The sequence below is a fragment of the Arthrobacter sp. B3I4 genome (genome assembly GCF_030816855.1).
Lineage (GTDB): Bacteria > Actinomycetota > Actinomycetes > Actinomycetales > Micrococcaceae > Arthrobacter.
The window spans coordinates 3046528-3058079 of the sequence record NZ_JAUSYK010000001.1 but is presented as its reverse complement, the minus strand read 5'-3'; the positions used below and the strand labels follow the sequence as shown (position 1 = coordinate 3058079).

The window sequence follows — 11552 nt, the reverse complement described above, 5'->3', positions numbered from 1 at the left end:
TTAGGGCACCAGGATGACCTTGCCGGTGGTGCGCCGCTGCTCCAGGTCGGTGTGGGCCGTCGCGGCGTCGGCCAGGTCGTACCGCGCCCCGATACGGACTTTCAGGCTCCCGTCTGCCACCGCGGCGAAGAGCTCATCGGAACGCCAGCGGCGTTCCTGCGCATCCTGAAGGAAGTGGGTGATGGTGGGGCGGGTCAGGTACAGCGAGCCGCCGGTGTTGAGTCGCTGCGGGTCGACGGGCGGCACCGGGCCGGACGCGGCGCCGAAGAGCACCAGAGTGCCGCGGATCCGAAGGGCGGCCAGGGAATCATCGAACGTGTCCTTGCCGACGCCGTCGTACACCACGTGGACGCCGGCGCCGCCGGTCAGTTCGCGTACCCGGGCGGCAAAGCCCTCGTAGCGCAGCACGTGGTCCGCGCCGGCCTCCCGGGCCAGCGCCTCCTTCTCGTCGGTGGAGACGGTGGTGATGACCGTCGCTCCGCGGGCCTTGAGCAACTGGATCAGCAGCAGGCCGACGCCGCCGGCGCCGGCGTGCAACAGCACGGTATGGCCCGGCTCGACCTTGAACGAGGAGTTGATCAGGTAGTGCGCGGTGATGCCCTGCAGGGGGAGGGCCGCGGCGGTAAAGTCGTCAACGCCGCGGGGCACCGGCAGCGCCTTGTCGGCGTCGACGAGGGCGTATCCGGCGTAGCAGTTCAGGCCTTCGGCGGTGGCCACCCGGTCCCCGGCGGAAAAGCCGGTCACGCCGTCGCCGGTTTCCTCAACGGTGCCGGAGGCTTCGGAGCCGGGAATGAAGGGGTACTGCACTTTATAGACGCCGCTGCGCTTGTAGGTGTCGATGAAGTTCACGCCGATGGCGGCGACCTTGATCAGCAGCTGGCCGGGACCGGGAACCGGGCGGTCGACCTCGGCCAGTTCGAGGACCTCCGGACCGCCGGACTGGCGGGCGACAATTGCGTGCGTCATGTGTCTCCTTTCCCGGGACTGGACTTTCCTGGCCCGGATCTCAACCCATCCTAGGCACCCCGGCGCCGGCGGCGAAGGCCCTCCCGCTGCACGGCCGGAACCTAACCCGCGAACTCGCGTACGGCCAGCCCGGCCACGCCGACGTCCGCCCGGAAGAGGGATCCGGCCAGCGGATCGTCGCCTGGCTCCAGGTGCTCGCGCGAGGTCGTGATGTACAGCTGGCGCAGGTCCGGTCCGCCGAAGGTGCAGGCGGTCACCTGGCGGGCCGCAACGTGCACGACGCCGTCGAGGCGCCCTTCAGGGGTATACCGCCGGACCTCGCCCGAACCGTTGACCGCGACCCAGACGCCGCCCTGCGCGTCCACCGTGAGCCCGTCGGGCTGCTCGTCGTCGCGCATGCGAACGAAGGTGCGCCGCCCGGTCAGCCCCGCGTCACGGTGGTAGTCGAAAACGGCGACAGCGTGGGTCGCCGTGTCGTTGTAGTAGGCGAGGGAACCGTCCGGGCTCCAGTCCAGGCCGTTGGAAATGGTGATGTCCTGCAGCACCCGGTGGCATGAGCCGTCCGGGTCGAGCCGGTACAGCGCGGCGGCGCCGGGCCGCTGATCGTAGGCCATCGAACCGCAGTAAAACCGGCCGTCAGGATCGCAGGCACCTTCGTTCATTCGGATACCGGCGTCGGCCCACACCTCGTCCAGCCGGGTCAGCGTCCCGTCGGCAGCCTCCAGACAGAAGCCGCGCTCGACGCCGATTACCGAGCCGCCGCCCTGCCGCGGCCGCAACGCGGCAGCGACCGTGCCGACGTGGCGGCGCGTGACGGCGCCGGATTCGGCCAGCGACAGAACGTCGCCGGCGAGCATGTCCACCCAGCGCAGGGCGCCCCAGGCTGCGGACCAGACCGGGCCCTCGCCGTGGTAGGCGACCGGGTCGGTGCACTGTTCTGCCTGCATGAAGTCCGCCTCCGAGTGTTGTAGCGCTTCCGGTAGACCTTAGTAGCGCCAGCTCCCGCGGGCCAGCAGGGGCTGGCCCACGCGGGCATGCATAAATATCGACAGCGGTGCATAGTCTTGCTGTATACTCGACGCTATGACTATTACTGTTGCCGTTTCCGGCGCCAGCGGCTACGCCGGCGGCGAGGTGCTCCGGCTCCTGGCCGGACATCCGGACGTCACCATCGGCGCCATCACCGCGCACAGCAACGCTGGATCCAGACTAGGGGAACTGCAGCCCCATCTCCATGGCCTGGCGGACCGGATCCTCGAGGACACCACGGTGGAAAACCTCGCCGGGCACGACGTCGTGTTCCTCGCGCTGCCGCACGGCGCCTCCGCGGGGATCGCCGCGCAGCTGCCCGCCGGAACAGTCGTGATCGACGCCGGCGCCGACCACCGGCTGGAGGACGCCGCGGCCTGGGAGAAGTTCTACGGCTCGGAGCACGCCGGCACCTGGCCGTACGGGCTGCCGGAGCTGCCCGGACAGCGGGAGGCCCTCCGCGGCGCGAACCGGATCGCCGTGCCGGGCTGCTACCCGACGTCGGCCCTGCTGGCCCTCACCCCGGGCTTCAGCAACGGTCTGCTGCAGGGGGACGACGTCGTGATCGTCGCCGCCTCCGGCACCTCCGGGGCGGGCAAAGCCGCCAAGGTGAACCTGATCGGCGCCGAGGTGATGGGTTCCATGACCCCGTACGGCGTCGGCGGCGGTCACCGGCACACTCCGGAAATCGAACAGGGACTCTCCAACGCGCTGGGTGCGCCGGTCACCGTGTCGTTCACCCCCACGCTCGCGCCCATGAGCCGGGGCATCCTGGCCACAGCCACGGCAAAGGTCCGTGCCGGCGTGACCGCCGCGGAACTGCGCCGCGCCTGGGCGGACGCCTACGATGAGGAACCGTTCGTCCACCTGCTGCCGGAAGGCCAATGGCCCACCACGAAATCCGTGCAGGGCTCCAACCACGCCGTGTTGCAGCTCGCCTTCGACGAACACACCGGCCGCGTCATCGTCACCTGCGCCATCGACAACCTCACTAAGGGGACCGCCGGCGGCGCCGTGCAGTCCATGAACATCGCCCTCGGCCTGACGGAAACCGCCGGCCTCGAACTGCAGGGAGTCGCACCGTGAGCATCACCGCGCCCAAGGGATTCCGGGCCGCCGGCGTCAAGGCCGGCCTTAAAGCCTCGGGAAACCCGGACCTGGCCCTCGTGGTCAACGACGGCCCCAACAAGGCAGCCGCGGCCGTTTTCACCTCCAACCGGGTGGCGGCGGCGCCGGTGCACTGGTCCCGTGAGGTGGTCAAGGACGGCCGGGTCGACGCGGTCATCCTCAACTCCGGCGGCGCCAACGCCTGCACGGGTCCGCAGGGCTTCCAAAACACCCACAGCACGGCGGAAAAGACCGCCGAGGTGCTCGGCGTGTCAGCCACGGACGTCTTCGTCTGCTCCACCGGGCTGATCGGCGAGCAGCTTCCGATGGACAAGCTCATCCCCGCGATCGGCGCCGCCGCAGGCGAACTGGCCACCGACGGCGGCCCGGCGGCCGCAGCCGCCATTATGACCACCGACTCGGTGTCCAAGCAGGCGGTCTTCACCGGCACCGACGCCGAAGGCCGGGAATTCACCATCGGCGGCATGGCCAAGGGCGCCGGCATGCTCGCCCCGGGCCTGGCCACCATGCTTGTGGTCCTGACCACCGACGCGGAGGTCCAACCCGAACTGCTCGACGTCGTACTCCGGGACGCCACCCGGGTCACCTTCGACCGGGCGGACTCGGACGGCTGCATGTCCACCAATGACACCGTGGTGCTGCTGGCCTCCGGCGCCACCGGGGCCGTGCCCTCGGCCAGCGCCTTCGGCAAGGGCCTGACCCAGGTGTGCGCGGACCTGGCCCGCCAGCTGATCGGGGACGCCGAAGGCTCCAGCCACGACATCGCCATCCGCACCTTCAACGCCGCGAGCGAAAAGGACGCCGAAGTGGTCAGCCGGGCCGTGGCCCGCTCCAACCTCTTCAAAACCGCGATCTTCGGCAAGGACCCCAACTGGGGCCGGGTGCTGTCCGCCGTCGGCACCACCGATGCCGCCTTCGAACCCGACCGGCTCAACGTCGCCATGAACGGCGTGCAGATCTGCCGCAACGGCAGCATCGGCGAGGACCGCAACCTCGTTGACCTGGAGCCGCGCGAAGTCCTGGTTGAGATCGACCTGCAGGCCGGCGCCGCGGAAGCGACCATCTGGACCAACGACCTCACCCACGAGTACGTCCACGAAAACAGCGCCTACTCCAGCTGAGCCCGTTGCAAGGTAGGCAGAGCAGGGACGAGCAGAAGGACAGACACTGATGAACACCCAGCCCCGTGAGACCACCTCCATGGCGGCCGCACAGGACAAGGCCGGCACACTGATCGAGGCGCTGCCTTGGATCCAGCGTTTTGCCGGAACCACCATGGTGATCAAGTACGGCGGCAACGCCATGGTCAATGACGAACTCCAGCGCGCCTTCGCCGAAGACGTCGTCTTCCTGCACCACGTCGGCATCCACCCCGTCGTCGTGCACGGCGGCGGTCCGCAGATCAACGCCATGCTCAGCCGGCTCGGCATCGAATCCGAGTTCAAAGGCGGCCTGCGCGTCACCACGCCCGAGGCCATGGACGTGGTCCGCATGGTCCTCACCGGCCAGGTTGGGCGTGAGCTGGTGGGCTTGATCAACTCGCACGGCCCCTACGCCGTCGGGATGTCCGGCGAGGACGGCGGGCTGCTGCGCGCAATCCGCACCGGCACCCTGGTGGATGGTGAAGAAGTGGACCTGGGCCTGGTCGGCGAAGTCGTCGGGGTGAACCCGGAGGGCATCCTGGACATCATCGCGGCCGGCCGGATCCCGGTGATCTCGACCGTTGCCCCGGAGATCGAGAACGACGGCGCACTCGACGCCGGATCAAAGCAGGCACAGACCACCGGCCAGGTCCTGAATGTCAACGCGGACACCGCCGCCGCCGCCCTCGCCGAGGCCCTCGGCGCGTCCAAGCTCGTGATCCTGACCGACGTCGAAGGCCTCTACGCCAACTGGCCGGACCGCTCCTCGCTGATCTCCTCGCTCACCGCCTCCGAACTGCGCCGGCTGCTGCCGGACCTGGAGTCGGGGATGATCCCCAAAATGGAAGCCTGCCTCAAGGCCGTCGACGGCGGGGTGGAGCGTGCGCACATCGTGGACGGCCGGCTGGCGCACTCCATGCTGTTGGAAACCTTCACCACCGCCGGCATCGGCACCCAGATCGTCCCGGACGAGGAAGTGAAAGCATGAACGAAACTGCAGGTTCGCGGCCGACCGGCGATGGGGCCCCCGCCCGCTTCGCGGTGCCCGACCACACCCGCGCCCCCATCGCCGGCTCGGTCCCCACAGCGTCCGTTATGACGGGAATGAGCAGTGGCGCCGACTGGCTCGCCCGCTACTCATCCTCGCTGCTGGGCGTCTTCGGGACCCCGCAGCGGGTGCTGGTGCGCGGTGCCGGCTGCCTGGTCTGGGACGCCGACGGCAAGGAGTACCTGGACCTGCTCGGCGGGATCGCGGTCAATGCGCTGGGCCACGCCCACCCGTTCGTCACCTCCGTGATTTCCAGCCAGCTCGCCACCCTTGGCCACGTCTCCAACTTCTTCACCAGCCCCACACAAGTAGCGCTGGCCGAGAAGCTGCTGGAAATTGCCAAGGCCCCGGCCGGGTCCAAGGTATTCTTCGCCAACTCCGGCACCGAGGCCGTCGAAGCCGCCTTCAAACTGGCCCGGCGGAACACGGGCGCCAGCCCGGACAGTCCAGCGTTCCCGCGCACCAAAGTCATCGCTCTTGAGGGTGCCTTCCACGGCCGCACCATGGGCGCCCTGGCGCTGACCGCCAAGGAGGCCTACCGGGCGCCGTTCGCCCCGCTGCCCGGCGGCGTCGTGCACGTCCCGTTCGGGGATATCGACGCCCTCCTCGCCGAGATCGACGACACCACCGCTGCCGTCTTCCTCGAACCGATCCAAGGCGAGGCCGGCGTCCGTCCGCTGCCGGCCGGCTACCTCAGGGCCGCCCGCGAGGCCACCACCGCAGCCGGCGCCCTGCTGATCCTGGACGAGGTCCAGACCGGCATCGGCCGGACCGGCAAGTGGCTGGCCAGCGAGGACGCCGGCATCGTCCCCGACGCCGTGACCCTCGCCAAGGGCCTGGGCGGCGGGTTCCCGATCGGCGCCCTCGTCACTTTCGGCCCGGACGTGTCTTCTCTGCTGTCCGCCGGCCAGCACGGCACCACGTTCGGCGGCAACCCGGTGGCCACCGCGGCGGCCCTGGCCACCCTGCACGTGCTGGAATCCCAGCAGGTCCTTGAGCACGTCCGGGAGGTGGGGGAGCACCTGCGCTCCGGCCTGGCCGGAATCGACGGCGTGACGGAGGTCCGCGGCGAAGGCCTGCTCATCGGCTTCGACCTCGACGCCGACGTCGCTCCCGCCGTCGTCACCGCAGGCCTGAACGCCGGTTTCATCGTCAACAGCCCCGGCCCGCACACCATCCGGCTCGCGCCGCCGCTGATCCTCACCACGGACCAGGCCGACCGTTTCCTCGCCGCGCTGCCGGCTCTCCTCCAGACCGCAAAGGACGCCCAGTGACCGCCCCTACGACTCCAACGCTGCCTGCCGCAGTGCCCACCCGCCATTTCCTCAAAGACACCGACCTCAGCCCGGCCGAGCAGGCGGAGGTCCTGGACCTGGCGCTCCGGATGAAGGCTGCCCCGTACAGCGTCCAGCCGTTCGCCGCCGAGGGCAACGGGCGCAAGACCGTCGCCGTGATCTTCGACAAGACCTCCACCCGCACCCGGGTGTCCTTCGCCACCGGCATCGCCGATCTGGGCGGCAACGCGCTGATCATCAACCCCGGCGAGGCGCAGATCGGCCACAAGGAATCCGTCGAGGACACCGCCAAGGTGCTTGAGCGGATGGTGTCCACCATTGTGTGGCGGACCGGCGCACACGCCGGCCTCGTGGCCATGGCCGAGAACTCCCGCGTCCCGGTGATCAACGCCCTCTGCGATGACTACCACCCCTGCCAACTGCTGGCGGACCTGCTGACCATCAAGGAACACAAGGGCAGCCTGGCGGGCCTCACGATGACCTACCTGGGCGACGCCGCCAACAACATGGCAAATTCCTACCTGCTTGCCGGCGTCACCGCCGGCATGCACGTACGGATCACCGGCCCCGAGGGCTACCTGCCCGCCCCGGAAATCGTCGCCGCCGCCGAGGAGCGCGCCGCCCAGACCGGCGGATCCGTGCTGGTCACCGTCGACGCCGCCGAGGCACTTCGCGGAGCCGACGTCGTCGCCACGGACACCTGGGTGTCGATGGGCCAGGAAGCCGAGAAGGAAGCCCGGCTGCAGCTCTTCCGTGCCTACTCGGTGGACGAGGATGCAATGACGCTCGCGGCACCGGATGCTGTCGTGCTGCACTGCCTCCCGGCGTATCGCGGGTACGAGATCTCTGCCGGCGTAATCGACGGCCCGCAGTCGGTGGTCTGGGACGAGGCCGAGAACCGGCTGCACGCGCAGAAGGCCCTGATGGCGTGGCTGCTGCACCGCTCCGGCCTTGCCGTCGTCGAGGGCCTAGCGCGGGTTGACGCGCCGGCCGCCGCCGACGGGCTGGACTGATGTCCGTCCAGCCCGCCGCCCAGGGGGCCAGCCCGGCCACCAAGACGGCCCGGCAGTCGCGGATCACCGCGATCCTCACCGGTGAATCGGTCCGCTCGCAGGCCGAGCTCGCGGCCCTGCTCGCCGACGACGGCGTCCAGGTCACCCAGGCGACCCTGTCCCGCGACCTGGTGGAGCTCGGGGCCGTCCGGGTCCGGGGCAAGGACGGCGTGCTCGTCTATGCGGTCCCGGGGGAAGGCGGGGAACGCGGCGCCAAGAGCGGTGTGACCCAGGAAATCCTCGACGCCCGGCTCGCCCGGCTGTGCGGGGAACTGCTGGTCACGGCGGAGGCCTCCGGAAACCTCGTGGTGCTCCGCACCCCGCCAGGGGCCGCGAACTTCCTCGCCCTCGCGATCGACCACTCGGTGATGCCGTCGATCCTGGGCACCATCGCCGGGGACGACACCGTCTTGCTGGTCACCCGGGACCCGCTCGGCGGGGCCGCCACGGCGGCCCGCTTCCTGCAGCTGGCCGAAGAGGCCGGGCAGTGACCCTAAGCCATGAACTTTCACAGACAATGAAGAACACAACAACTAAGGAGCGTTTCAAGTGACTGAGCGTATTGTGCTGGCCTACTCCGGTGGCCTCGATACTTCCGTAGCCATCGGCTGGATCGGTGAAGCGACCGGCGCCGAGGTCATCGCCGTGGCGGTCGACGTCGGACAGGGCGGCGAATCGCTGGAGACCATCCGGCAGCGCGCCCTCGGCTGCGGCGCCGTCGAAGCCTATGTCGCCGACGCCTCGGATGAGTTCGCGAACGAATACTGCATGCCCACGCTGAAGGCCAACGGCCTCTACCAGGGCCACTACCCGCTCGTTTCCGCGATCTCCCGCCCGGTCATCGTCAAGCACCTGGTCAAGGCGGCCCGAGAGTTCGGCGCCACCACGGTCGCGCACGGCTGCACCGGCAAGGGCAACGACCAGGTCCGCTTCGAAGTCGGCATCCAGACCCTCGGCCCGGACCTGAAATGCATCGCACCGGTCCGCGACCTTGCCCTGACCCGTGACAAGGCCATCGCCTTCGCCGAGGAAAAGGGCTTGCCGATCGAGACCACCAAGAAGAACCCGTACTCGATCGACCAGAACGTCTGGGGCCGCGCCGTCGAAACCGGCTACCTCGAAGACATCTGGAACGGCCCGACGAAGGACATCTACGACTACACTGCGACCCCGGAGTTCCCGCCGGCGCCGGACGAGGTCATCATCTCCTTCGAAGCCGGTATCCCGGTGGCCATCGACGGCGTCAAGGTCACCCCGCTGCAGGCCATCAAGGAACTGAACCGCCGCGCCGGCGCCCAGGGCGTCGGCAGGATCGACGTCGTTGAGGACCGCCTCGTCGGCATCAAGTCCCGCGAAATTTACGAGGCGCCGGGCGCGATGGCGCTGATCACCGCGCACAAGCACCTCGAGGACATCACCGTCGAGCGCGAGCAGGCCCGCTTCAAGGCCACCGTTGGCCAGCGCTGGTCCGAACTGGTGTACGACGGCCAGTGGTTCTCCCCGCTCAAGCGTTCCCTGGACGCCTTCATCGAGGACACCCAGCGCTACGTCACGGGCGACATCCGGATGACCCTCCACGGCGGCCAGGCCGTCGTCAACGGCCGCCGCTCCGACACCTCGCTGTACGACTTCTCGCTCGCCACCTACGACACCGGCGACACCTTTGACCAGTCGATGGCGAAGGGCTTCATCGAGCTGTGGGGCATGTCCGCCAAGGTCGCCTCCGGCCGCGACATCCGCGTCGCGGGAAAGTAGCCCCTGTGGCTGAGCACCAAACCAGCAAGGCTCAGATGGGCCCACGAGCGCAGGGGTCCCCGGCCGAGCGAAGCGAGGCCGGGGGGCGCTCGGGGACGAACGAAGGCGCCCTCTGGGGCGGCCGGTTCGCCGGCGGTCCCGCGGACGCCCTCGCGGCGCTGAGCAAGTCCACCCACTTTGACTGGCGGCTGGCCCGCTACGACATTGCCGGGTCCCGGGCGCACGCCCGGGTGCTGCACAAGGCCGGGCTTCTCGACGACGCCGAGCTCTCCGGCATGCTCGACGCCCTCGACCGGCTGGACGAGGACGTGGCCTCCGGCGCGTATACGCCGGCCGAATCCGACGAGGACGTGCACGGCTCGCTGGAGCGCGGCCTGATCGAACGCGCCGGTCCGCAGCTGGGCGGGAAGCTCCGCGCCGGCCGGTCCCGCAACGACCAGGTGGCCACCCTGGGCCGGATGTTCCTGCGCGACCACGCCCGGATCATCGCCCGCGGCGTGCTCGCCACGATCGACGCGCTGGTGGACCAGGCCAAGACGCATCAGGGGGTGGCCATGCCGGGCCGCACCCACCTGCAGCACGCCCAGCCGGTGCTGCTCAGCCACCACCTGCTGGCGCACGCCTGGGCGCTGCTGCGCGATGTCCAGCGGCTGGCCGACTGGGACAAGCGCGCGGGCGTCTCGCCGTACGGCTCCGGTGCCCTCGCCGGGTCTTCGCTCGGCCTGGACCCGGAGGCCGTCGCGGCGGATCTGGGTTTCAACTCGGCCACGCACAACTCGATCGACGGCACCGCCTCCCGCGACGTCTTCGCCGAGTTCGCCTGGGTCTCGGCCATGATCGGCGTGGACCTGTCCCGGGTCTCGGAGGAAGTCATCCTCTGGGCCACCAAGGAGTTCTCCTTCGTGACCCTGCATGACTCCTACTCCACCGGCTCCTCGATCATGCCGCAGAAGAAGAACCCGGACGTGGCCGAACTGGCGCGCGGCAAGGCAGGCCGGCTGATCGGTGACCTGACCGGGCTGCTTGCCACGCTCAAGGGCCTGCCCCTGGCGTACAACCGCGACCTGCAGGAGGACAAGGAACCGGTCTTCGACGCCGCCGACACCCTCGAACTGCTGCTTCCGGCCGTCTCCGGGATGATTGCGACGCTGAAGTTCAACACCGAACGGATGGAATCCCTGGCGCCCCAGGGCTTCGCGCTGGCAACCGACATCGCCGAGTGGCTGGTCCGGCAGGGCGTGCCGTTCCGCGAGGCGCATGAACTCTCCGGCGCCGCCGTGAAGCAGGCCGAAAGCCGCGACGTCGAACTCTGGGACCTGACGGACGAGGAATACGCCGCCATCTCGGAGCACCTGACGCCGGAGGTCCGCACGGTCCTGTCCACCGCAGGCTCGCTCAACAGCCGGAACTCCCAGGGCGGCACCGCACCGGCCGCCGTCGAACGCCAGCTGCAGGCGCTCGAAACGGAACTCGACGGAGTCCGCGCCTACGCGGGCCGGTAACCAGCCTCCGCTGCACCGAGTTGGCACTTCACAGCAGTGTTTTCCAAAACATTGCCGTGACGTGCCAACTCGGCGGCGTTTAAGGTGGGTGCATGAGCGAATCGTTCCGTGAACTGCTGCGCGCCCTGCCCGACTTTCCCGACGACCTGCCGGACTTCGACCCGGATCAGGCGCCTGCGGATCCGGCGGCACTGTTCCGGCAGTGGCTCGCCGAAGCACTGGCCGCCGGTGTGCCGCAGCCGAACGCCTGCAGCCTGGCCACGGCGGACAAGTTGGGAAGGCCGTCGTCGCGGATGCTGATCCTCAAGGACATCGACGACGCCGGCTGGCACTTCGCGACGTCCCGGGAGTCCCGCAAGGGCCTGGAGCTTGCCGCCAACCCGCACGCCGCGCTGAACTTCTTCTGGCAGCAGCAGGGCCGCCAGGTGCGCGTCGCGGGGGATGTGGTGCTGCTTTCCGCGGCGGCCTCCGCCGCCGACTGGGCGGCCCGGCCCGGCGCCGACGGCAGTATGAACCCGGCGTGGCAGCTTTACGCGATCCGACCCCGGGAGTTCGAGTTCTGGCAGGCACGGCACGACCGCCGGCACATCCGGCACCGCTACGGACCAGGCTGACAAGCCGAACTGGGTTAATCC

At 69.4% G+C, this 11552-nt stretch carries 11 protein-coding genes; 9 read left to right on the top strand and 2 right to left on the bottom strand.

Annotated elements, in window-relative coordinates:
* A complete protein-coding gene (locus QFZ61_RS14425; protein ID WP_307037152.1) occupies positions 1-966 on the bottom strand; it encodes a quinone oxidoreductase in 966 nt (321 codons plus the stop codon).
* A 101-nt stretch (positions 967-1067) separates the two neighbouring features.
* Complete coding sequence (locus tag QFZ61_RS14420) at positions 1068-1913, bottom strand: SMP-30/gluconolactonase/LRE family protein (RefSeq protein ID WP_307037150.1); 846 nt, start codon at positions 1911-1913, stop codon at positions 1068-1070.
* Positions 1914-2049: 136 nt separating this feature from the next.
* Here QFZ61_RS14420 and argC point away from each other — a divergent pair, with 136 nt between their 5' ends.
* The 9 genes from argC (at position 2050) to QFZ61_RS14375 (ending at position 11531) form a co-directional block, all read left to right on the top strand.
* Entirely contained in the window at positions 2050-3081 is a 1032-nt protein-coding gene (gene argC, locus QFZ61_RS14415) for an N-acetyl-gamma-glutamyl-phosphate reductase (RefSeq protein WP_307037148.1), read from the top strand.
* Positions 3078-4244, top strand: coding sequence for a bifunctional glutamate N-acetyltransferase/amino-acid acetyltransferase ArgJ (gene argJ / locus QFZ61_RS14410; RefSeq protein ID WP_307037146.1), 1167 nt, complete (start codon positions 3078-3080; stop codon positions 4242-4244). Before argC ends, argJ begins: the two co-directional genes overlap by 4 nt.
* Positions 4245-4293: 49 nt before the next feature.
* Positions 4294-5253 (top strand): acetylglutamate kinase, encoded by a 960-nt coding sequence (gene argB, locus QFZ61_RS14405; RefSeq protein WP_307037144.1) that lies wholly within the window; start codon positions 4294-4296, stop codon positions 5251-5253.
* 107 nt (positions 5254-5360) lie between these two features.
* Positions 5361-6587, top strand: a complete 1227-nt coding sequence (locus QFZ61_RS14400) for an acetylornithine transaminase (protein WP_307038229.1) — start codon at positions 5361-5363, stop codon at positions 6585-6587.
* Positions 6584-7621: an ornithine carbamoyltransferase gene (argF, locus tag QFZ61_RS14395; protein WP_307037143.1), complete on the top strand. Its 1038-nt coding sequence runs from the start codon at positions 6584-6586 to the stop codon at positions 7619-7621. Before QFZ61_RS14400 ends, argF begins: the two co-directional genes overlap by 4 nt.
* Positions 7621-8151, top strand: a complete 531-nt coding sequence (locus QFZ61_RS14390; RefSeq protein WP_307037141.1) for an arginine repressor — start codon at positions 7621-7623, stop codon at positions 8149-8151. Before argF ends, QFZ61_RS14390 begins: the two co-directional genes overlap by 1 nt.
* A 58-nt stretch (positions 8152-8209) precedes the next feature.
* The gene (locus QFZ61_RS14385) at positions 8210-9415 is read left to right on the top strand and encodes an argininosuccinate synthase (RefSeq protein ID WP_307037139.1); all 1206 of its coding nucleotides are present in this window, start codon (positions 8210-8212) and stop codon (positions 9413-9415) included.
* Positions 9416-9450: 35 nt separating this feature from the next.
* The gene (argH, locus tag QFZ61_RS14380; RefSeq protein ID WP_307038227.1) at positions 9451-10917 is read left to right on the top strand and encodes an argininosuccinate lyase; all 1467 of its coding nucleotides are present in this window, start codon (positions 9451-9453) and stop codon (positions 10915-10917) included.
* Between the two features lie 92 nt (positions 10918-11009).
* Positions 11010-11531 (top strand): pyridoxal 5'-phosphate synthase, encoded by a 522-nt coding sequence (locus QFZ61_RS14375; protein ID WP_307037137.1) that lies wholly within the window; start codon positions 11010-11012, stop codon positions 11529-11531.
* Positions 11532-11552 lie beyond the last annotated feature (21 nt).